General features: G+C 42.0%; 17 protein-coding genes and 2 pseudogenes. 9 read left to right on the top strand and 10 right to left on the bottom strand.

All coding sequences use genetic code 11. The features are described 5' to 3' along the window. A complete protein-coding gene (locus tag VY86_RS16355; protein ID WP_158020039.1) occupies positions 1-501 on the top strand; it encodes a GNAT family N-acetyltransferase in 501 nt (166 codons plus the stop codon). A 377-nt stretch (positions 502-878) separates the two neighbouring features. Further along, on the top strand, positions 879-1,601 hold the full coding sequence (locus VY86_RS16350) for a helix-turn-helix transcriptional regulator (protein WP_031282008.1): 723 nt from the start codon (positions 879-881) through the stop codon (positions 1,599-1,601). 153 nt (positions 1,602-1,754) lie between these two features. On the opposite strand, the gene VY86_RS16345 is transcribed toward VY86_RS16350, so the two are convergent. From VY86_RS16345 to VY86_RS16335, 4 genes and pseudogenes are all read right to left on the bottom strand, one after another. Beyond that, entirely contained in the window at positions 1,755-2,261 is a 507-nt protein-coding gene (locus tag VY86_RS16345; RefSeq protein ID WP_046975758.1) for a contact-dependent growth inhibition system immunity protein, read from the bottom strand. After that, positions 2,261-5,722 (bottom strand): DUF637 domain-containing protein, encoded by a 3,462-nt coding sequence (locus tag VY86_RS26580; protein WP_052760862.1) that lies wholly within the window; start codon positions 5,720-5,722, stop codon positions 2,261-2,263. Before VY86_RS26580 ends, VY86_RS16345 begins: the two co-directional genes overlap by 1 nt. Positions 5,723-6,211: 489 nt before the next feature. Beyond that, positions 6,212-7,624, bottom strand: a pseudogene (locus VY86_RS26575) (filamentous hemagglutinin N-terminal domain-containing protein); the annotation flags it as partial. A 60-nt stretch (positions 7,625-7,684) separates the two neighbouring features. Continuing rightward, the gene (locus VY86_RS16335) at positions 7,685-9,364 is read right to left on the bottom strand and encodes a ShlB/FhaC/HecB family hemolysin secretion/activation protein (protein ID WP_052760860.1); all 1,680 of its coding nucleotides are present in this window, start codon (positions 9,362-9,364) and stop codon (positions 7,685-7,687) included. 302 nt (positions 9,365-9,666) lie between these two features. Here VY86_RS16335 and tyrP point away from each other — a divergent pair, with 302 nt between their 5' ends. Beyond that, the gene (gene tyrP, locus VY86_RS16330; protein WP_046975757.1) at positions 9,667-10,872 is read left to right on the top strand and encodes a tyrosine transporter TyrP; all 1,206 of its coding nucleotides are present in this window, start codon (positions 9,667-9,669) and stop codon (positions 10,870-10,872) included. Between the two features lie 39 nt (positions 10,873-10,911). Here the strand turns inward: tyrP and VY86_RS16325 are convergent. Further along, positions 10,912-11,213 (bottom strand): annotated as a pseudogene (locus tag VY86_RS16325) (YfaZ family outer membrane protein); the annotation flags it as partial. A 287-nt stretch (positions 11,214-11,500) separates the two neighbouring features. On the opposite strand from VY86_RS16325, the gene VY86_RS16320 reads away from it, so the two are divergent. After that, positions 11,501-12,949 carry a catalase gene (locus tag VY86_RS16320; protein ID WP_046975756.1) on the top strand — a complete coding sequence of 483 codons (1,449 nt, stop codon included), beginning with the start codon at positions 11,501-11,503 and terminating at the stop codon, positions 12,947-12,949. A gap of 77 nt (positions 12,950-13,026) precedes the next feature. Here the strand turns inward: VY86_RS16320 and menE are convergent, their stop codons facing one another. From menE to menD, 5 genes are read right to left on the bottom strand one after another with little or no spacing between them, the layout of a single operon-like run. After that, on the bottom strand, positions 13,027-14,427 hold the full coding sequence (gene menE, locus VY86_RS16315) for an o-succinylbenzoate--CoA ligase (RefSeq protein WP_046975755.1): 1,401 nt from the start codon (positions 14,425-14,427) through the stop codon (positions 13,027-13,029). Then, positions 14,415-15,386 carry an o-succinylbenzoate synthase gene (gene menC, locus VY86_RS16310; RefSeq protein ID WP_046975754.1) on the bottom strand — a complete coding sequence of 324 codons (972 nt, stop codon included), beginning with the start codon at positions 15,384-15,386 and terminating at the stop codon, positions 14,415-14,417. Before menC ends, menE begins: the two co-directional genes overlap by 13 nt. Continuing rightward, entirely contained in the window at positions 15,386-16,243 is an 858-nt protein-coding gene (menB, locus tag VY86_RS16305) for a 1,4-dihydroxy-2-naphthoyl-CoA synthase (RefSeq protein ID WP_046975753.1), read from the bottom strand. The genes menC and menB overlap by 1 nt, the downstream gene beginning before the upstream one ends. Before the next feature lie 12 nt (positions 16,244-16,255). Further along, positions 16,256-17,023 carry a 2-succinyl-6-hydroxy-2,4-cyclohexadiene-1-carboxylate synthase gene (gene menH / locus VY86_RS16300; RefSeq protein ID WP_046976923.1) on the bottom strand — a complete coding sequence of 256 codons (768 nt, stop codon included), beginning with the start codon at positions 17,021-17,023 and terminating at the stop codon, positions 16,256-16,258. Further along, a complete protein-coding gene (menD, locus tag VY86_RS16295) occupies positions 17,020-18,693 on the bottom strand; it encodes a 2-succinyl-5-enolpyruvyl-6-hydroxy-3-cyclohexene-1-carboxylic-acid synthase (protein ID WP_046975752.1) in 1,674 nt (557 codons plus the stop codon). Before menD ends, menH begins: the two co-directional genes overlap by 4 nt. Positions 18,694-19,922: 1,229 nt before the next feature. Here menD and VY86_RS16290 point away from each other — a divergent pair. The 5 genes from VY86_RS16290 to VY86_RS16275 all read left to right on the top strand — a co-directional run bounded on the left by VY86_RS16290 (position 19,923) and on the right by VY86_RS16275 (position 23,348). Then, positions 19,923-21,149, top strand: a complete 1,227-nt coding sequence (locus tag VY86_RS16290; RefSeq protein ID WP_046975751.1) for an alpha-xenorhabdolysin family binary toxin subunit A — start codon at positions 19,923-19,925, stop codon at positions 21,147-21,149. Between the two features lie 50 nt (positions 21,150-21,199). Further along, on the top strand, positions 21,200-22,261 hold the full coding sequence (locus VY86_RS16285) for an alpha-xenorhabdolysin family binary toxin subunit B (protein WP_046975750.1): 1,062 nt from the start codon (positions 21,200-21,202) through the stop codon (positions 22,259-22,261). Positions 22,262-22,460: 199 nt separating this feature from the next. Next, positions 22,461-22,637 (top strand): hypothetical protein, encoded by a 177-nt coding sequence (locus tag VY86_RS24910; RefSeq protein WP_158019977.1) that lies wholly within the window; start codon positions 22,461-22,463, stop codon positions 22,635-22,637. Between the two features lie 52 nt (positions 22,638-22,689). Beyond that, positions 22,690-22,992 (top strand): hypothetical protein, encoded by a 303-nt coding sequence (locus VY86_RS16280; protein WP_021325310.1) that lies wholly within the window; start codon positions 22,690-22,692, stop codon positions 22,990-22,992. After that, entirely contained in the window at positions 22,989-23,348 is a 360-nt protein-coding gene (locus VY86_RS16275) for a hypothetical protein (protein WP_046975749.1), read from the top strand. The genes VY86_RS16280 and VY86_RS16275 overlap by 4 nt, the downstream gene beginning before the upstream one ends. Positions 23,349-24,023 lie beyond the last annotated feature (675 nt).

Genomic DNA, 24,023 nt, shown 5'->3' with positions numbered 1-24,023 from the left:
ATGAGTAATGGCCTAACCCCATTAACAGACGATCACAATTTAGATAATTTTAATTCAGGAGTTGACACCCTTGACAATTGGTTAATAAACAAAGCATCAAAAAACCAAAAAGGAAATGCCTCACGAACATACGTTGTAAGCGAAGACAAAAATGTTATTGCCTATTATTCGTTGGCTACCGGCTCAATTATGTCGCAAGAAGCGATAAGCAAATTTAAACGCAATATGCCGAACCCCATTCCGGTAATCATTTTGGGCCGTCTGGCTGTTGATAAAAATTATCAAGGAAAAGGGTTTGGCCGCTATTTGGTTAGAGATGCTGCCATACGCGTCACACAAGCCGCAGATTTAGTTGGTATTAGAGGATTAATTGTCCATGCTATCTCAGAAGACGCTAAAGCATTTTATAAATCTGTGGGTTTTGATGAATCGCCTTTAAACCCAATGACGTTGATGATCACATTAAAGGATTTAAAGACCGCTTTCGGAATCAAAGGTTAATATATATAAGTTGAGCTTTTTCAAGATAATCGGTGGACACACAACTCTTTTAAAAAGATTAATTGACCGCCGTTAATCAACCCACTAACTCTTCCTAACCGAACAAGTAGAACACCAAGACAGCCATGTCAGAAAAGGTCAAACTGTTGTGGCGGATTCAACTAATATACCCAAAGAAAGAGCAAAAATAACTACTCGATTGTAATTATTCATTAAAAACATAATCAATAAGAAAAGTTTTACCCAATATAAAATATTGGTATATTAGCGATATTTACAGAAGCTGTAAAATCGTCCGTAAACATAATTACTCATTGCATTGTAAAAGTGATAACCTTACATGGAGGTATTCCAGTTTAATCATGATGAGTGAAATTATGAAAGATAAAAGTATGAGTTTCTCTGTAAACAAAGATCTGGATGTTTATTCAAAAAGCTTTGATGCCTTCATTTCATACATGGAAAACAGCAACGATTTTTGGATCATAAAAGACAACGAATCTCGATTTATCTATGCTAATGATATTATGATTTATTACAGCGGCCTTCCTAAAGGTTTTAATATAGAAGGTAAGCTTGATAGTGAATGTCCAGCACCGTGGTCTGAGTTTGAAGATATTATACAGGCTAATGATAAAAACGTAATGATTAGTAAAAAAACGATACCGGTACTAAACACTTTCACTTATGGTGGGAAAGAAAAAATAATCCAACCATTTATGGTCAACATTACACCTCTCATAAAGGATGGAAAATGCATTGGGGTTGTTGGTCATGGTAAAAAACTTGAACTTTATTCCATGTATCATTTTGAAAATAATAGGCATCCTGATTCACTAACTTTTGGCACACCAACTGATTTATTTACTGATAGAGAGTTCGATATAGTATTTTTTGCGTTGCAATCACTAAGCGCTAAAGATATAGCTAGAAAATTAGATATTTCATATAGAACGGTACAAACCCGGCTACAGATAATTTATCAGAAAATAGGAATAAATTCATTAAGCCAGTTAAAAGAATATTGCAGGGGTAAAGGATATGATAACTATGCTCCTACCAGATTTATTAACCCTAATCCCTATATACCTCTAGCATAACAATGCACAACCATCCTGCCAATTCAGCGGCAAGGCAGCTAACTTTTTGAGATAATTAGTGGACACATAATAACCATTACGTGTCCACCTTAATTAACTCTATAAATCAAAGATCATGAATAATCAATACAAAAACAAACTATTACTTTATCGTCAAACATAACTTCTACAACGTGAAAAAGCCAGTCGTAATGCTGCACTAACATCTTCAGGGGAACTGTCCGCTGGGATTACGACATAGTCAAATTCGGAAATGGCCTTACCTGTCCAACTTTCCAATTTTTCATGACAAGATGGTCGGATCGTTATTTGACCATCAAGCATACAGATACCACAGCTTAACATTTTCTTAAATAACTGACGTTTTGAACGGTAACCATAAGTTCCCATTATCTCTGTGATCCAATTTTTATACTGTTCAGCATTTACATCATGATCAAAATAATCCCCATATTCATCAAGTGGGATTATTCTGCTTTTTGATAAAGCATCAAGCACAGCCTTTCCCAACTCTTGATCAGATACAACTGGCTGTAATAAGTGATTACTTCCTAAAGGATCTACTCCCAATAAACCGTTACCTGAATAAGTTTGTATTGAATAGAAATCACCATTAAATTCGGCCCTTGCATGTAATCCTTGTTTGAAATCTGCACTCATTATTTCACCACCGTGATTTTGACGTTAACATTTTTACCTGTGCCATAAGCTATGGCACGATTAATTTGCTCCCACTGATCTACCGTTGTTGTTTTCGGTACAGCGATGTGGACTTCTCGCTGTGAAATCATCAAAGATGTTACTTCTTTCCCTTGTTTCATGTGTTCACTAAAATCTGCCGCCGAATCAATATTCCCTTTCATTAACGTATATATTTGCTTAGGGTCCTTCATCCGTGCTGGTGTACGTGTATCTATAGTTTTAACACTAATAGCTATACGTGTGGTAGGATCATAAAAATCAAAAGTCTTAAACCCTGTGGGCAACCGAGTACCTTTTGGCATCTGCGTAGCAACAAAATCCTCAAAAGGATACCCCTGTTTATAGTTACCTTCTCCCCACGCCATTTGGGTTTTGCTGCCATCTTTTTCTACCCGATACACATGCCGGATGTCTACTGTTGGGTGTGGATTTTTTGATACCACTTTCGATAATTTAGCCGCACCAGATGTCGATCCCTTAACCGCGCCAAGGCCACCGGCTGCCATACTGGCTATCTCAGTGACAATTTTTCCTGCTTCCAAGCCAGCGTTATAGGCACCCTCAGGACCCGCTTTTTCGTATTCGGCTTTGACAATATCAAGCTGTTTGAGGTAACCATCCTTTGTCGCTTGCCAGATAAAGCCGGGCATATCCTCCTGAATTAAGAGCGTTTTAAGTGCTTCAATTACTTCCGAAGGATTAGATACCGCTCCGACAATTGCCATCACACTATCATAAAGTTCTGATGGAATACCGGATACAAAACCCGCAGCTAAATAGCCATCTTGCGTGTTACTAATCAGCCCCCACTTAGCAAAAATCTGCGCTTTTTTAAGGTAGTTGGATTCTGCGGCAAGCTCTTTCTCCATTAATTGCTGTTGGTGATGAGCCAGGTAATTGTAACGGAAAGTGTTCTCCGCACCGCTTGCTCCACTATAAGCACCGTCTGCTTTACCGGTAAATACCGCGCCGGCAAAACCACCGAAAGCACGGGCAATTTGCGCTTGCCGTTCCGATGTTCTCTGCCACTCTTCAGCTTTGATGATGTTATCACCCATCATGATACCAGCCAGTTCCGCAGCCAAAGCCCCCGCCATTGCACCTTTGGCATTTCCCCGGCCAATTTCAGCACTGATGCCTACCACAACTGCGTGACTCAACGTTTTGCCCGGTACTCCCAATACCTCGCCCTTGTCACCAATCAATCTGGCACCTTCCGCATGAATCTGGCTGCCAATATTAGATAACAAAGCAGTAGTCAGATTATCTTTAAAGCTGCCGCCATTAATCGTAGTATTCAGGCTGGAACTGATAATGGATTGACCAGCTACCCGCTGGACCACTTTGTTCCAGTCACCATTGCTGATTTGAGGTAATTTAGCTTTTGTCGGATCGAGTTTAGTACCATCAACCAATTTATCCCATCCCATATAGGAATCAAATCCAGCCAATGCGCCACCAATCGCCATTGAGGTGATAGTTGATTTAACGGCATCACTGCTACCCAATGCTTTTAGCGCTTTGGATATATCACCCTGACTATCCACAATAGCTACGGCAGCCTGTGCAGCCAGTGATGACATCCCCGCAGTTAACGCACCACCCGCAACGCTATTACCCGCATAAGATGCGACAGATGCTGACAGAGAGCTGCCTGCTGTTGCCGCCGCCGCTGCAATAGCAATCACCGCAGAAACCACCGGATTTAAATGCTGGCTCTTGTGATCCCAACTGTTATAAGCATCTTTGACCAAATTCCATTGAACATCTTTACGTTCACTGAGTCCTTTCAGCCAAGCCGTTTCCGGCGTATTACCGAAGATTGATATGGCATTCTGTAATGTCTGACCATTTTTTGCTTTGATATCAACGCTAACACCATTTGCTGCATCTACGGTAAGTTTTCCGCCGATATGAATAGCAGGAAGAATCCACATATCTTTGGTATAACCTTTATCCCTATGTTTGATATAAAAGCCTTTGGAGTTGGTAATGGTCTGTTCGAAAGTGGTATTTTTTACCGCTTTAAAATTGACCTTACCGTGAGTGCTGGTCAGTTTGGCATTTTTATTAGTGGAGATTTTACTGGCTTCATAAGTACTGTCATCCCGGCTTAACAGATTAATATCACCACCAGCGGTAAATTCAGTGACTTTATTAGTGACATCATGACGGGTACGTTTAATGGTTTTCTTCTTGCCATACCATTTACGTTTTGTCTCTGTTTTCTCATAGTGGCTGGATTCCTCCATCGCCTGAGCGTATAGATAGCCACCTTTTGCCGCGACATCCATCGCACCTTTAGTAGCCAGTTTAGTGGCCTGGAAAAGAATGCTACCGTTTGAGATAACGGTCAGTACACCGCCGCTAGTCAATTCAGTGCCTTGCTGAGTCACCGATTCGGTAAATTCCCTATTACCTTCCCGGTAGGTGTGATTCTGCACCGATTCAAAACGCATATTGCCACCGGAGGAGAGCGTGACATCACCATCAGAAGTCAATTTAGTACCCGCGGTAGTGAGGGTACCATTTGCCGCTATTGTCAATTTTTTATCACCACGGACTTGAGCAATAATATGTCGGTCATCTTTGTTGTTATCATTAGCCTTGTTAATTGCAGAATAAGCAAGGGAAGGCAATGTGATATTTCCTCCTGCGGATAATAATGTGTTACCGTTAGCCTGTATCTGAACAGCTTTCCCATGAATATCACCACCGCTCATTATGCTGATATTATTCTTTGCAAAAATTTTGCTGCTGAGTTCTGATGAGTCGCTGGGTATGAGAAGACTCCCCCGATCTCCTAATTCAGCAGAACTCAGATCAATCTGTTTTGCCGCACTTAAATAAATATCTTTTCCGGCTGACATATCTGAGCCTTTAGCATAAAGATTACCCCCGGCGTTAATCGTCAATGATTCTGAGGCATTCAACATGCCTGCTATAGGTAAGCGTTCATTTCTTTTCTTTGATTTTGCAAAAATATAGGTATCTACATGGTTTTCTATCGTAACATCACTGTTGGCTATCAGAGATATATTTTTACTCGGCTGTAAATAGACATTTTGTAAAAGAAGGTTTTTACCGGCGTTGATAGTTAAATTACCGCTAGCACCTAACTTGTTTGATATTGGGTGATCGCCAGTAACAGATTGGCTCCAAAAATAACCGAATTGATCACCATTCTTAAACTGAATGTCGCCATTACGGCTGATTGCAGTGACATCCCTTCCTTTTATATTACTTTTCCAGATATTGATATTATTTACGGCAGCAATAGATAAATTATTTTGTGATGAAAGTATTGAATTCTTGAGGACAATATCGTTCTCAGAAATAATATTTAATTCATCAAAGGCTCTAATTTTATCCTTGAGAGTTATTTGTCCACCATGCAATAAGATATTTTTAGCTGACAATATTTCTGGCAGTTTTTCACTGTCGATTGGGAGATCATTGAATAAACCTAAACCAGAAGGGGATTTATGAGGGTAGTCAGTATCAATATTAATGCTGTCGCTAAAGTCAGCGATAAGATTACCTTTTGCTATGATACTTGCCCGCTCAAGAATAAGGTTGTCTTTTTTTATATCATATTTTACTTCACCTGGCGATAAAATATGATAACTTTTATCATCCCATTGGTGATAAATAAGATTCCAAAATAGCGCTACATTTTATATCACTCATAGTTCTATGTATAACAATGGATTGAAGAAGGCCATGTGTAGCAGAATTATGAAACGTTATTTATATGTTGATTTTTTCAAGGATCTTATTAGAAGAAAGTTTATAGATACCGGAGGGGGTATTAAGTGAATCGGTTATAGATACATAAGTGTCCTTAGGGAAGTATTCAAAGAGATTAAGATACCCTGATGTTTCCTCAGATATTCTGCTTGTATTTAAAAGTTTTTTCCGGTTAAGAAAATATCTTTTCCGGCTTCAATTTTGCTCAATTCCTGATTTGATAATATATCACTGTTAATATAAATATTTCCACCAGATGTGAGGACACTGGGTTGCATACTTTTTAAATTATGTCCATACTTATATTGTGCTTCGAGAATGTTGAAATTTTTATCTGCCGGGTTGGGTGCTGTTTCTCTTTTTTCAAAATAATAGATACTGCGAGCATTATTCAGAGCATTAGTCCTGACAACCAAATCCCCATTCACGGTTTTTATCGTTGCTGATCTATTCTCGACTAACTGACCTTTATTTCCCTGCGCATCTTTTTGTATCCACATATTATTGTTGGCTTGCAGCAAGGCTTTATCACCGGTATTACGCACGGTGTCACCAAATACCCGTATATCCCGGCCCGCAGTTACATTCCCTTTATTATCCAGTTTGGTACTTGACAAGGTAATATCCCGTTCTGCCTGTATCTTAATATTGGGAGCAATATGAGTTTCTCTGGCACTGAGGTTGAAATCTGTTTTGGCTTTGGCATTTCCTAATTCAATTTTACCATTAACGTTTAAAGTGATATCACGCTGGTTGCTGGTTAAATCTTTCAAATTAACCCCAACGCCATCTTCAGTAGCAACCAAACGAATTTTATTAGCATACATGCCGCCTAATGCTTTGGTATCAACGGCTAATTGAGGTTTAGCACCTTCCCCAGTGATTTTTTTCACTGTACCATCGTTAAAATCAATCCGATTAGCGCCCTGTGTAAAGGACAAATTGTTAGCCTGAATTTTTCCATTTAACTCAGTTGCCCGGCTGATAATGTCAATATAATCCGTCGTTTTGCCATCCAGCCCTTTGCCACCAATCATAATCTGACCTTTTTTGACTTCCAATGCTTCCAATGCACCCTGTTTGTCAAACTGAGGTTTCCCGGTAGTCAGTGTTGCGCTGGAGGTGTTAATAAAGCCACAGCCATCACAGGTAATACCGTTAGGGTTGGCAATCATCACATTGGCTTTATTACCTACCACCTCCAGTTTGCCCTGAAGGTCAGACCGCCCGTTACCGGTGACTTCATTAATAATTAATTCGGCTGCTTTACCTTTCAAGTTGCTGTTTGCATTTATCTGCCCAGCTAATTGTGATTTAGCCGCCTGAGTGGCGTTATTGAGTACAGCCCCCTGAGTAGCAACATTAAACTCTTTATAGGTGTTGTGAGATATCCCTGCTCCATTAGGAGTAGCAATATTCACAACCGGGATATTGCCCTGGTTTTGTACCTGAGTATGATTATTATCAGGCGTGATACCAGCGGCTATAACCGGATGAAGGGGATATACTGCGGTCAGATAAATTAAAAGATAACAAGCGCCCCTTGCCATAGGGTTGTTACATCTATCCATCGTTCTATCCTTTCTTAATTTAAGTACAAGGTTATTGGTATAATTTCCTGTGTTACATCGTTACAAAATCAGTGATGCAGACCAGTAAACCACCCAGTTATCCGGTTTCAGATGGTTAGGGTGAATTAGTGGTGTCCCCAAAGTCATAATTTGATTGAATCTGCTATTAGTTAGTGATACGCCGAGCGCAGTGCCAGTGACATTACCGCTATCAACTTGTCCAATTTTTTCCTGTAACCAGCCAGTATCCAACGCACCGGTTAAAACAAGTTCCCCCAACACAGGAAATTCTGAAATCCGCCAGTTCAATTCATTACGCCAATATCCGCCGCAATTGCCGGTAAGATATTGTTCCTTAAATCCCCGGACAGAATATTGCCCACCCAGTGATAGGTTTTCACTGGCGTAAAGGTTGTCCGGTGTGGCCTGACCGTAAATGGATGAGAGGTAATAGATGGAATCCGTGATCGGAATAAAATAGCTGGCACTCAGACTGAATTTGCGAAATTGACTCCGTGGCGTATCGGGAAAATTTGGGTCATCTTTTGTGGCACCTAACACAGATAAGCCACGACTCAGTATAGGATTGAAAGTGATATAGCCACCCGCCAATACTGAACTGTAATTAACGCCAAAGTTGATAACACTTAATGTCGGGCTGCTAATAGATAATTTCTTTCCCACCATCACGTTGGTCGTCTGACGGCGCGTCATTCCTACATTCAGTGCCAGTTTCTGCTTACCGTCACGATATAGCGTCCTATCTACCGCCAGCCGATGAGTTTGGCTGTCACCTTCATAGCGATAGGTTTGTGAATCAATCGGAATATCCCGAAAAGAATCATTCCACGCATATTGATAACTAAACAGCCAGTAACCATAAGGAACTGTCACATGGGAAGAGAGGCTCCGGCTCTGGTGGTTATTACGAAAGTCACTATTACGACTAGCTGATAATGACCACTGATCAGCAAAATGTAACGGATTATCCAAACTCACACTGACATTGATTTGCCCAGTGCCCGTACCTTTTTGACCACTGTTATCCGCACCAAAGCTGGTACTGACCGGCACACGATGTGATATTCGTTTCAAAATAACCGCAGAATAACCGGGTTGCTTTCCCGGCTGAATATCAATCGTCATCTGTTGGGAAAGAAGCCGGTTAAGTTGTTCCATCCCCTGTTCAATATCCCGTAGATTCAATGTATTACCGACTATTCCTGGAAAGGCCATTTTCAATGAGAGCGGTGTTTCATCGTCAAGGCTGATTGATTCAACTTTACCTTCGCTCACGGTAATAATGAGGATACCGGTAGATAAATCCTGCGCCCTGAGTCCAGCACGGGAAGTGACATAACCCCGTTCGATATAGGCATTCGATACTTTACGCACCAGCCCATTAATATCCTGCAAGGTTAAACAACGGGATAAATAAGTCTGTGTTAAACCTTCCCGCACTGATCGGGAAAGGCTTTTAACACCGTCAAATTGAATACGGTGAATGGTATGGCAAATAGATTCAACTCCATCAGGCTTGGGCTCTAAAGATGGAGATAAGGTAATGTTATTACGTATAGCATCACGCTGCTGTTGAGCTTGCTGCAACAATGCCTTCTGTTGTTGAGTGATAATCTCCTGATCTGCGGGGCTAATGAACTCTGAAGCATAAGCCTCCCCTGATATAGCTAACACAACAGATACAAAGAATCTTCTAAGACAAACAAATATTCTTTCCATTGATAAATTTCATTTTACAATAAGCTAATTGTTAAAAGAATTAATAATGTCTTATCTTACCCGCCTATTCAGACAATAATAATAAATATAACTTTTAAATGTGATCAATAACCTAACTTATTAACACTTAATAGAATCAGTAACTTTCTATACTTAACGAAATGCATAATCCAAAATAATACAAACACACACAATGTAATTATTTATTTACACATACTGTAACCTTTATTTGACAGAAATAACTTAATCCTTTAGCCTCCCTTTCTATAACTATTTCAATCAGTTCAGAAGCAGAGGAAAGCGTGAAGAATCGCACTATTGGCAGTATTTTTATCGTCGCCGGGACGACAATTGGTGCAGGGATGCTGGCTATGCCACTGGCTGCGGCCGGTGTTGGTTTTGGGACAACCTTCGTGATGTTAGTCGCTCTTTGGGTTTTGATGAGCTACACCGCTTTATTGCTGGTGGAAGTTTATCAGTACAGCCCAGCAGATACCGGTTTAGGAACCGTGGCAAAACGTTATCTGGGACGTAGTGGTCAATGGCTTACCGGTTTCAGTATGTTATTCCTGATGTATGCCCTGACCACCGCTTATATCAGCGGTGCCGGTGAATTGCTTGCAGGCAGCCTGTCTTCATGGCTGGATAAACCTGTTCCGATCTCATTCGGGATACTGATTTTCACCATTGTCGCAGGTTGTGTTGTCACTATCGGTACTCAATCTGTCGATATGATTAACCGCTTGCTGTTTACTGCAAAAATCATCTTCCTGGTGATTATGCTGGCAGTCATGATGCCTCATATCAAAAACACTAACCTGCTCTCCATGCCCCTGGAGCAAGGTCTGGTATTATCAGCAATTCCCGTAGTATTCACCTCTTTTGGCTTTCACGGCAGCGTGCCAAGCATCGTGAGTTATATGGGCGGCGATACCGACAAGTTACGCAAAATATTTGTTATCGGCAGTGCTATCCCATTGACGGCCTATATTCTGTGGCAGTTAGCAACACTGGGAGCGATTTCTTCCCATACTTTTGTCGGCATTCTGGCAGAACAGGCGGGGCTGAATGGGCTGTTACAGGCAGTGAGAGACGTCGTTGCTACTCCTCGTGTAGAGCTTGCTGTCCGTCTGTTTGCTGACCTGGCACTGGCAACCTCATTTCTTGGTGTCTCTTTAGGTCTATTTGATTACATGGCGGATCTGTTCAAACGCCGTAACAATGCGACAGGCCGCCTGCAAACAGGGGTGATTACTTTTGTTCCACCATTGCTTTGCGCGTTGTACTATCCAAACTTTGTTATGGCTCTGACTTTCGCCGCGGTAGCACTGTCTATTCTTGCTCTGCTGCTGCCTTCAATGCTGGCATGGCGCAGCCGCCAAATTGAACAAACAGCTTATCGGGTAATAGGCGGAAAGCCCGCGTTGGTGCTGGTATTTCTCTGTGGAATCGCAGTTATTGCTATCCAGATTGGTATTGTCAGCGGATTGCTGCCAGAAGTGGGTTAATCCGAAGTTGAAGTTGTCCGCATCAGATAATGATGCGGACACACCGCCTGCCAATGCCTCACCATTTTTCCCATCTTCAGGTGACAAATAAAAACCTTACCGCCAATGCTAGCGGTCAATGGGCCGACGGGCAGACTGAAGGCCGTTCCCAAACTTCCCAGTTGCCCATTATGATCACTGCGTGCCCAGTTACCGTTAAAAGATAATCCAGCACCGTTATCACCAATTGCAGCTGAAGTATTGGTGAAATGGCGACCAGCCTGAACATTCACCGAAATCGCATTCGCTGTCCCGGCAATGAACAATAAACTGGTTGCTGCTGCGGCAAGATAAGCCTTCATAATATTTCCTCTTTATTTACTTAATGTTAAGCATATTACTTAAATACAATTAAACCTGTAGACAACAAAAGGAAATGAATCATCTATACTTACTAAATATGTGTGAATTTTTCATTTCATTTACTTAATAATTAACTATATAAATAATTTTATATTAAACAGTAAAGAAGAAAACAATAAATAACTTATAGAAAAAATACAACATTTGAATTTTAACATTTGACCAGAACTGTTTTTTTTAATCAGCGATTACGCTGTTTTTTTTCATGTAAAACAGGAGAAGTGTGATGAAAAAGAGAGGACTTACAACGAATGCCGGAGCCCCTGTCGTTGACAATAATAATGTCATAACCGCAGGCCAACGTGGTCCTATGTTGTTACAAGATGTTTGGTTCTTAGAAAAACTTGCCCATTTTGACCGTGAAGTTATTCCAGAGCGTCGTATGCACGCCAAAGGCTCTGGAGCTTATGGGACCTTTGTCGTTACTCACGATATCACTAAGTACACCAGCGCTAAGATTTTCTCTGAAATAGGCAAAAAAACAGAAATGTTTGCCCGTTTCTCAACCGTCGCCGGTGAACGCGGGGCAGCAGATGCGGAACGTGATATTCGTGGTTTTGCGCTTAAGTTCTATACTGAAGAAGGTAATTGGGATTTAGTCGGTAACAATACCCCAATATTCTATCTTCGTGATCCCTTGAAATTCCCAGATCTTAACCATGTAGTTAAACGTGATCCGCATACCAACCTGCGAAATCCTGCCTATAAATGGGATTTCTTCTCTCATCAACCTGAATCACTACATCAATTAACTATTGATTTCAGTGACCGTGGTATACCGAGATCTTTCCGCCATATGCACGGTTTTGGTAGCCATGCATTCAGCTTTATCAACTCAGATAATGAACGTTTCTGGGTGAAATTCCATTTCCGTTGTCAGCAAGGCATTAAAAATCTGTTGGATGATGAAGTGGAAGCGCTGGTCGGTAAAGATCGCGAGAGCTCTCAGCGTGACTTGTTTACCGCAATTAAGCAAGGAGATTATCCACGCTGGAAATTAAAAGTTCAGATTATGCCAGAGAAAGAAGCTTCTCAGACGCCGTACAATCCGTTTGATTTGACAAAAGTATGGCCTCATGGCGATTACCCAATGCTTGATGTCGGTTATTTCGAGCTGACCCGTAACCCTGAGAATTATTTCTCCGAAGTCGAACAAGCCGCTTTCAACCCTGCTAATGTCGTGCCAGGTATCAGTTTCTCCCCTGATAAGATGTTACAGGGCCGCCTGTTCTCCTATGGTGATGCTCAACGTTATCGTCTCGGTGTTAACCACCATCAAATTCCGGTTAATACACCTCGTTGTCCGTTCCACAATTACCACCGTGATGGTGCAATGCGCGTGGATGGCAACAGCGGAAACACGGTGACTTATGAACCAAACAACGCCGGGTTGTTCCAAGAACAACCTGAATTCAAACACCCATCATTGTCTTTAGAAGGAGACGCTGACCACTGGAACCACCGTAAAGATGAAGATTATTTCAGTCAGCCCCGCGCACTGTTTAACTTAATCAGCAGTAAAGAGCATCAGCGTATGTTCGACCGTATCGCCAGTGAACTGTCACAAGCACATGAAGAGACTCAACGCCGTCAAGTTGAGCTATTTAGAAAAGTTCACCCAGAATATGGCGCTGGTGTCGAAAAAGCGCTGCAAAAATTAAAAGCTGATTGCTAACAACACCGTATCATTCATTATCTCTGCCCATGACTCCATTAGTGATAATGGGCAGTACGAAAGCAAATCAAAATAGCTCAAGAGCAACCGGGTAAATCCAATACCCATTTTTTGATCTGCTGACGGGAAATTTTAATACCGTTATTTTTAAACTGCTGAGGTAAGAGATAGTAAGCTGCCGGACGCTGAAAAGCGGCCAGTTTATCAACCAACCATTCAGGTAATAAATCAATAATTTCAGGCGAGTTACTATCAATGACAACGACAGGGCGATAACCAAATTCAGGATCGGGCACAGGAACAGCAAAACTTTGTTCTACCTGCGGATAGGTGTTAATCATTCGTTCAATCTCTTCCGGTTGAATGCCTTCTCCACCGCTGAAAAACTGATTATCCACCCGGCCAAGTATTCGTAATTCACCCTGTTGTATCACGCCCCGATCACGGGTATGAAACCAACCGTCATGATCAACCAACGGTTGTAATTTTCCATCCAGCCAGTATCCACAGGCAAGGCTGTCAGAACGAATTTGAATCTCCTCCTTGATCAACCGAACTTCCTTGCCCGGTAATGGATTTCCCACACCGGGAAACTCATCTGCCCGTTTAACACATACCGTTGAAGCCAGTTCGGTTAAACCATAACTACACCAACAACGAATACCTTGCTGCTCTGCCCTTTGAGTTAATTCAACCGGGATCATCGCCCCACCCAGCAGCACCTCTTTTAAATTCGGTGGCTGATTTTGCGACTGCGCCAGTAACCGCCAGAGCTGAGTCGGAACCAATGAAGCATGAGTACAATCGGCTAAAGCATGCTCCAGTGGATTGATATTTCTCAATACCAGAGAAGCCCCTTTCATTAACCAACGCCAAATAATCCCCTGACCAGAGACATGAAACAACGGCAATGAGAGCAACCAGCTATCTTGCTGCTGAAAATTCATCACAGAAAGGACATCCCGCGCACTGGAAAGATGCGCATGAATTGAGTGAACGGCAGCTTTAGGTAACCCGGAAGAGCCGGAAGTCAAAATCATACTGGCTGGACGCATTGCGTCCCATGCTGCTGAGTTATCATCAGAATTCAGTGGCTCACTTTGCCAATCAAGGGATCTGGCATCTATAACGGGCAAATCGTCACCACAGAAATCAGCAACAAAATCAATATCCAGATGGGGCAGTAATTCAGACAGAAGTACTTCAGGTAATTGAGGATTCAGTGGCAACACCCGTGCACCACACTGTAGTGCTGCGAGATAACCCAGCAACATCTGTTCGCTATTTTTCCCCCGCAACATTACGCCACTTCCTTCAATTACCCCCTGTTGGCGGAAATTTGCCGCGATCGCATCCAAAGCAGCAACCAACTGATGCCAGTTTAAAACGCGATCACACAACCGAATGGCAATATTTTCGGGGCTAAAAGATGCCCAGTAGCGCCACGGCCACTGGGTAAATGGATTTAACTGCGCCATGCGATTTCCAATTCATCCAATCCGGTCACTGGAATCGTACTATCCGGCCAGCAGCGCACTAACTGAGACTGAATAAGTTCCAGCGTATCCAACCCTGGAATGGTAGCAGGCGTCAGCCAATGAGCAATGCGAGCAAGTTGAGTCAAACCAAAACTGGTTTCAATACTGGAGCTGATCACCGTTTCCAACCCGGCATTGCGCGCTGTTGAAATCAACTGACGACAACGGGCAAGGCTTCCTGTCAAGGTGGGTTTGATGACAATAGCAGCAACACCTTCCTGGGCCTCCACGCTGAAACCTTCATCACGGAGACTTTCATCCCAGGCAATGGCGATCCCAGTATCACGGGCAAAAGCGAGAGATTCCGCCGGGGTTTGACAAGGCTCTTCCAAAAAGGCAATCCGGTGGCGGTAATCAGGATCGACATATTTAGCAAAACCGTCCGCTTTAGCACGGCTCCAACTACGGTTAGCATCCAGTCGCAAAGATAAATCCGGTACCGCTTCCAGCAGAATATTAACCACCATACCGTCACGCACCGCTTCATACAGCCCGACTTTCACTTTAGCAACCTTCTGCCCACTCATTTCACTCAGACGAACAATCAGTTCATCAGGATCACCGTTACACAGTGGCGCTTTCCGGTAATCAGCTTCTTCCAGCAATTCACCCCGTAATTCAGCTAATGCGCAGCTAACCCCAAATGCGACAGAAGGCAGTTCACTTTCGCCCGGTTCATCACCAAGGCACCACTGTTTAAGCCATTCCACCGTAGCGTCTCCAGCCTGCTCAACAGTTTCTTTGCTGAATTCCGGCAGAGGTGAAATCTCGCCCCATCCCTGTTGACCATTTTCCTGCAAGTGAACCAGCAAGCCATCACGGGTTTTAAGCCGCTGATATCGCAGGATAACACCTGCCTCCATCGGCAGTCTGAACCGGTATAAAGTCGCAGTACGCATTATGGGTTACGTTTAAATTTGCTGAAATCAGGTTGGCGTTTCTCATTAAAGGCGTTACGCCCTTCCTGGCCTTCTTCTGTCATGTAGAAAAGCATAGTGGCGTTACCGGCCAGCTCCTGCAATCCAGCCTGGCCGTCACAGTCAGCATTCAGAGCAGCTTTCAGACAACGCAAGGCTATTGGGCTATTTTCCAGCATTTCACGGCACCAGCGGACCGTCTCTTTTTCCAGATCTGCATAAGGTACAACGGTGTTAACCAGCCCCATATCCAGTGCTTGTTTCGCATCATATTGACGACACAGGAACCAGATTTCGCGGGCTTTTTTCTGACCGACAACCCGAGCCATATAAGATGCCCCCCAACCGCCGTCAAAAGAACCGACTTTAGGGCCAGTCTGACCAAAAATAGCGTTATCAGCGGCGATAGTCAGGTCACACACCAAATGCAATACATGACCGCCCCCAATCGCATATCCGGATACCATAGCAACGACGGGTTTTGGACAAGTACGGATCTGACGCTGGAAATCCAGCACATTCAGGTGATGGGTGCCTCTGGCATCTTGATAACCGCCGTAGTCACCCCGGACTTTTTGATCGCCACCAGCACAAAAGGCTTTTTCACCCATACCGGTCAGGATAATCACACCGATGGTGTCATCATAACGGGCATCATCCAGCGCTTGCATCATCTCTTGAACAGTCAATGGACGGAACGCATTACGTACTTGCGGGCGATTGATGGTGATTTTAGCCATGCCATCGGTGGATTTGTGATAAAGAATATCTTCAAATTCTTCAGAGCAGTCCAGCCATTCAATCGGGACATACAGCTCTTCTTCGCTCGGGTAAATCATATTCGTATTCCTTCAATCAGAGAGTGATAAAAAATGGTTTACTGCCGCAGCAAACGCCGCCGCGTTCGATCGGTGAGCATTATGCCCAACATGCGCAATGGTTTGCAGTGGTAAAGCGCAGTACTTTGCTAATTGCTGAAATTTTTCGTCTTTTTCGCCACACAGATAAGCAAAAGGCAACGCCAGTTGTTGCAGTTCAGGCACCAGCCAGGGTTGGTATCCAAGCGAGGTATTTTCCAGCATATCAGCCACACTACCGCCATGATTATGACTGCGTAAGTTGATCAGTTGCCGGCGCTGTTCAGGTAATAGATCAGAAAAAACCGCCTGCTGATACCAATCGGACAAAACCTGTTCAATCGGCTGAGAACGAAAACGTCTGGCCCAGCGCCTATCATGTTCAAGACGGGCATCCCTTTCCTGTTGGGAAAACAAACCAGGGTTTCCTCCTTCAACCAGCAACCCACACAATCCCTGAATATCACCATAACAGACATGATTCATGGCAATACGGCCCCCTAACGAGTAGCCAATCAGCCAGTATTTATTAATTTGCTGTTCTGTTAACGTTTCAGACAGCAGACGACTCATATCGGTGAAATCTTTTACCTGAACATCCCTGGAATCACCATGACCAGGCAGATCGATTACCAATGAGGGATAATGAGCGCACAGATTCACTAGTGGCAACCATTCATCGCCACTACCCAATAATCCATGTAACCAAACCAGCCAGGGACGGTCATTGTAACTGTTGAACTTACGACAAGCCAAACTCACAACATAGCCACCTGTTTTAAAAGCTGTTGCAAACACTCAGCCCCTTCTCTACCTGGCACTTTCAGTTCAATCAACGTGGTTTCATTTTGTTGCCATGCCTGCTCAGTACATTGCCGTAATTCAGCCCAGCTTTGTGGACAGGCATAATTCAAACCAAACATCGCCGCCGCATGATCAAAATTAACATGCTGAGGCATACAGTAAAAACGTTGCCTTTCTTCTTCCGGCGTAGGCAGTAAAGAGAAAATTTGTCCGCCATTATTATTTACCACGATTAATACGGTTGGCGCGGAAGGATGACGCAGCAATGCCAGGCCATTCAGATCATAAAGTGTGGATAAATCACCGATAATCGCCAGAGTTGGCTTTGCCGTTGCCCGTTGCACGCCTGCCGCAGTGGAAATCAATCCATCAATACCACTTGCCCCCCGGTTACTGTAGACCGGATACCCTGCCGGTAATTGCCCAAGTGCATCGATCAAACGAACAATCAGGCTGTTACCCACAAATAACTGTCCATATTCAGGCAGTAATTCATCTAATTGATAAGCTACGGCAGCTTCACTGAACTTCCCTGCTAATTCTGTTCTGACGCAGTTAACTGCTTTCTCTGACCAGATTATGAGCTCTTCTGCCCACGATGTACGCGATTGTGCCGGATGAGCCAGTAACCAGTCAGCAATATTACAGGTTAATTTTCTGCCACGATGATTGGCGGGATCAAGCCGGCCAGGAATGGGATCAATAATCCAAAACTCCTCCGGCTGGCATTTAGCCTGCCACTGTAACAGACGTTTTCCCATCAGACTGGAACCAAACTGGACCACCAGTTGCGCTTGCGCCAAAATTGCCTGTGCGTGAGGATTATCCAACCATAAATCGGCACAAGGCAATGGTTGCCCCGTTTGTGAAAGCGCATTGCCAATCAGCGGCCAGCCTAATGTTTTTGCCCATTCGGCAACATAAATCCCCTCTTCAGCACTTATTCGTCCAGCCAGTACAACCCCTTGTTTCCGTTGCCAATAGCGCCAATCAGGCACTTCTGCCACCGCACAGATCGCCGGCTGACTTAACCAGGGCTTATTACTTTTCCACCAGTTGCCTAACTGTTGCTGCCACTCATAATAAGAAGGCTCTTCATTACCATATAACGGTTCAGCAAATGGGCAATTAATGTGCAAGGCCCCGTGTTGCAAGTTCGCCATACCATTATCTATGACAGAAACCAGCCAGCTTGCAGCGATATCGTCTGTTGGTCTTGGCAAAGAAATTGTCTGAGATGGATGAGAAGCAAAAATATCCTGCTGATGAATAGCTTGATTCGCACCACAATCTATCAATTCCGGTGGCCGATCGGCAGTCAGGAAAACCATGCGTTCCCCCGTTAAGCCAGCTTCGATTAATGAAGGATAGAGGTTTGCCACCGCCGTCCCGGAAGTGACGATAATCCCAACCGGCTTTTTACTTGCTTTGGCTAATCCCAGTGCCAGATGGCCTAACCCGCGTTCATCAAAATGGGTATGACAAATCAGTTTGTTATTTTCCGCCGCAGCCACTGTTAAAGGTGTGGAACGTGACCCTGGCGCAATGCAAACATGACGTAATCCGTGGCGGGTAAGTGCTTCCAATAAAAGTTCCGCCCAGCGGCGGTTAAATGCGCTGTTTGACATATTTTACTCAAAAAAACATTGATAAAAGCTCTCTGTCAGCCTAACGACACGGATAATTTTTTCTTTATCCTAGTTCAATGAATTGCCATTTAATCGAAGACTTGTTTTCGCCGACTACGGTGCTTTATCTGACAACTTGCGGCCATAAGCGGTACAGCAGATAAGGATTCACCCAGTGTCAATTGAATCTTGCTCTATCACTACCTTCTCCAGTCTTTTCCCCAAAAGACATAATAAAAAGTAGGATTATACGGAGCATTAATAATAATTAAAGCCCTGATTATTTGTGTAGTTATACGTGTTCAATTCCATTAGCGGCGAAGACTCTCTCTCCAATGCTGAAACAGGATAAATCAGACGTTTTGCTCTTCCGATAACAAATATTAAGTTCATTAATATGATCAATTTTCACTATATGATTTTCAACAAAGCGACGCTTTCACTTACTGCTAAAAATTTACTAAATAAAGACCGTTATTATAAGCCAGGGAATAAAATAAACCTTTATTCTCCGAATAAAATCCTTTCTCTAAAAAACATATCTTATTTACACAATAGTAAAATAGAATTATAAAAACACCCCCCTTACTTGTTAACCCCGGTCATTATATGAACAATTAAGATTTTAGTTAAAATATGGATATGAATCTTTATTCCATGACACAAAATAAATAGGGTGCAATCTTATCCACTTTTTAAGCACGCCATAAATGGTAAATCAAAAAACATCCAGCTTATTCTTTATAAAAAGACCGTATTACCTGCCTTTTAAATCAAAAAGGAAGAAATTATATAACCATCATATAGCAACACAAATGTAATTATTTTTTTTAAAATACATTTTCACATAAACAGTATTTAAATATTACATATTTTTCATGCTAACATCAAGAAAGAACACAAAAACTCAGAACAAATAAACAAGCAAACTAAAGTATTATTTTCAAACTTAACTATCAATCATACAAAAATCAACAATATTTAATTCCATAAATTTTATATTTATATATTAAAAATACCTAAATTTAATTTCGATGAAAATGCAGGCAAATGTTTAACAAAAATTATGAGTTAAACTGTTTTTTCAACAAATAATCACGCCAATCAATGTATTTTTAATTAAGATTATTCAATAAAAAATACAACGCAAATTCAACAACATGGGTATTATGACATCCGGTTGTGCCTTGATGTATTTAATAATTTTTTCAATGAAGCAATAACCACTAATGGAGAAATATATGTTATTAGCTCAACTTCCAGCGGAAAAAACACTGAATGAAACAGATATTCCCTCGGCTACCTTGCAATTACTGACAGGTAAACAAGCCGGTGTTGCCCGCCCGGGCGGAATATTTACCAAAGAAGACCTTATTAATATCAAATTGTATGTTAAGAAAGGTCTTTCACTGCCTTTTAATCTGGAGGAAGTGAAAAACTATCTAGGCTACCAAAAGGTCGATATTCCTGGACTGGAACCAGAAGATATTCATACTTTATTTGAAGAAATCCGCATTCACTCACTTAGCTGGAGCGGAGTGGAAAACGATATTATGCAACAGAGTATCGATCTGGAAATTGTCGGTAAACAAATTACCGAGACCGGAGGGAATATCATCAGCATCATTAATGAGATGCCAATTATTGAACGTATAAAGAAGAAACTGGGAGAGTTATCGGATAGACAATTAGCCAGTATCACCTACACCAATGAAGATAAAGAGGTGTCGCACGCACTGGAAGAAATCCTGGATAACATGAAGAACGATATTCAAAAACAGCAGCAGAAAACCGAAAAGGTCAAAACCGAAGTATCTGATTTCAAACTAAAACTGATCGGCGGCAGACTCTCAAATGGCGGCATTGCATTTGGTTTACAGCCACAGGTAGAAAATAAGAAAAAGCTGATGAAAGACAATAAGATGTCAGTTGGCATCAAAGATCTGGATGAAAAAATTATCGAGAAAAAAGCAGAAATCACTCAGCTTAAGAAAGACTACGACAAATTCGTGGGCCTGGCTTTCTCCGGCATCGCTGCGGGGCTTATCGGCCTTGCTATTACAGGTGGCATTTTTGGTGCTAAGGCAGAGGAAGTACGTAAACGGAAAAACGCATTGATCGAAGAAGTGCGCGGCCTGGAAGAAAGCATCAAAGGTAAACGCGCATTGCAAGAATCCATGACTAATTTGTCTCTTGATTTTAGCGACATTGATACCCGTTTGCTGGACGCAGAAGTCGCACTGAACCACCTGGATTACATGTGGCAATCCATGCTAACTCAGATCAATGCCTCCAGAGATAAATTCGCTGAAATTAACGATGCACTGAAACTGACCTCTTTTATCACTAAATTCCAGCAAGTGATAAGTCCTTGGAAAGAAGTAGAAGGTTCCGCTAAACAATTGGTCAAAGTTTTCGATGAAGCGTTGAAAGAGTACAAACAGCGCTATAACTAATCACATTCCCCCTTGTATTACATAGGAAATAGAAAAAAAGGAGCATTAAAATGACTGAAATTATCACTTTTCCACAAAACTCTGCTGCTTATCCAGAAATCAACATAAAAGCCTTGAATCAAGCGGTGAAAAACATCTGGCGTCTGGTGCAACAGCAAACTTCAGGCATTGAAATAATCCGGGAAAAAACTCTGCGGGTCGGCGTATACAGCCGTGATCTTGACGAAACGGTACGTATTTCTGTACCTCACCTGCAAACCGCACTGAGGCAGCTCCCTCCTCAAGAATACTTTCAGACCATCCTCGAAATTGATGCAGAGCTGGAAAATCCTGATCTGGACGATGAAACCCGGGATACGCTGTTAGAAGCACGTTCAGAGCAGATCCGCAGCCTGAATAAAGATGTCAAAAACGTCATTCTCAGCTTACACAATGAAGCTAACCAGTTGGCCAACAAAATTGCCGATGTGCGTAACGTTGTGATTTCAGAACGTTTGGGAGGTGTCCTGGAAGAAGAACAAGCACGGAAAGTGGAACTGCAAGCCGATATTGCCCAGAAAGAGCAGAAAAAAACCAAACTGGCCGAAGACCGCGACAAAATCATCGAAAGCCAAGATGTCATTCGCCAATACAATCTGGCTGATATGTTCAAGGACTACATTCCCAATGCCAGCGAAGTGGACAAACTGGACATAAGCAACCCGAAAAAAGAAGCCATCAAGCAGGCACTTAAGCAAGGAATTGAAATCGCCAAAAAGACGCTCGAAAATATTTCTAAGGGTCTGAAATATATAGAATTAGCCGTTGCCAGATCCAAACTGGATGAGCAAATCACTCAATTGAATAAGGTGTCCGATAACCTGAAAACTCAGTTGAAAGAGACAGAAAAGCGGATTACCGGTATCGGCGCTGCACAGCAAATCGAGACAGAGCGCACCACACTACTGAGCCAGGCAACAACACTGGAACAAGTATGGAGTCTATTTGCCAATCAATTACAGGAGACAATAGACAGCAAAACCGGCCAGCAAGATCTGACCAAATTCATACATAAACAGTTGGACTTCCTTAATAATCTGGAGTCGCAATACAGTGCGCTCCTGTTGAGCTAAACACAACTGCCCCCGGGCTTTCACCAGGTAATACAAAGCATAAGCATAATAAGTTAATGAAACTTGTGTGAAGTGCAGTTCAGGGGGAAGAAAGCGTTATCAACAACTCATAATAACCCGGTAAGGGCAACCTTACCGGGTTATTGACCAATCTAGGGATCTATTCACCACAACACTATTCACCAGATTGGATTTACAAGTGCAGAAAGATGAGCAGGAAAATAAAAACCAATTAGTCGAGAGCAAATCGGCGACCATCAAAACCCATCGTGGCGCGGGAACAGGTTCCCAACAGACGCCAGATAGATTTAAGCGAGCCCACCATACATCAAAATCGGTGTCGCAAAAAAAGGGGGAACATAGGTTTGTTGGTTAGCCATATCATTTTGTATATACAAATTAACCATGAGTTAAAGACACCGAAACACATGAAGCTCTTGATATCATCAAAAATCAGGTTGAAATTAGCAGGTAAAATCCCACCGGTTAATGAAGAGGATGTACTCCAGTGTTTTTGTAATCGGGTCGGGCGTTTTCTTGAGGACACAAGAGAAGACAACAAAACTGACCCGCCAACTAAGTGGTTTATATCTGAAACTGATTATGGTGTTAAGTTAAAGATAGTCTTTATCTATTACCCAGAAAAAGGGGTTGCTATAAGGACAGCTTACTCACCTAATGAAGATGAATTGAGAATTTACGAAAAATACGGTCTAGGAACAGAAAAATGAGCAAACAAACTGATAAGCGAACAAATAACCTGATAGCTTCCACTGATGAAGCATGGGATAACCGTGAGCTCGGTTGCAGTGAGGCTCACGTTAAAGTATCTGATGATATAACAGAAGATCTGATTAATGAAGCGTTGGAGTTACAGCTAATATCAATCAGATTAAATAAGTCTCTGATAGAAGACTTGAAAATGATAGCTGACCTTAATAGCTTAGGTTATCAGCCACTAATCAGACAAGTTTTAAATCGCTTTGCTAATTGTGAGAAAAAGCGGATTCTTACTGAAACTCACAGCAATGCAATGAAAAGTAAAAAAAGAAAATCAGTCAATAAGCGCAACAAAGCAGCAACTTGAAAGATGAAGGGTATAAGCCTCTTTAGGGCTTTAATGAGGTGGTCACCCGACAAGCGGTACGCTAACAGGGTGACCATAAATTCTTTCATTTTTGGGTGATCGACAAGCTGTTTTCTTTTTCAGTGATTAGTTCGCTAAGGGTAAAAAAAACAGGCATCCATTAACGCCAGATTTTTAAAAGGTACAGAGTGACTAAAAACGGCTTATTCCCTGTCATGTTTAATGTATTCATCGACGATATTATCTTCGGCTTATTTTACATTTACCTAACCTGCCATGACCATTTAAAAACACAAAAACAGAGATATTAAAGCTTTTATATAAAAGACAGATTTAACTATAAGTACAGTTTTTAAAAAGACGTTAATCAAACTTAATCGAAACCCATTAACCATTAACAAAAAATTGAAAATAAATCAGAAAAAATAATATTTTCCGAAAAAAATAAAGGAGCATATTTATATCATCAAGCTATTTACCACTTGATTTATAAAGATAAAAAAAAAGAGGGTAACATCATGAAAACTGTTAAAAGTTGCCATTAAAACAGCATCAACAAAGATAAAAAGCAAGTATGATTAACGTTGATTAAATTTAATAGAAATCAGGTATTAAAAGTAAAAACAATGATTAAAACCAGAGGTTAAAAAAATGGCTTTTAATAACCGTTCAAAA

The sequence above is a fragment of the Photorhabdus thracensis genome (assembly GCF_001010285.1).
In the GTDB taxonomy this organism is placed as follows: Bacteria; Pseudomonadota; Gammaproteobacteria; order Enterobacterales; family Enterobacteriaceae; genus Photorhabdus; species Photorhabdus temperata.
The sequence above is the reverse complement of the archived record's forward strand: the minus strand, read 5'-3'. Positions and strand labels throughout refer to the sequence as shown.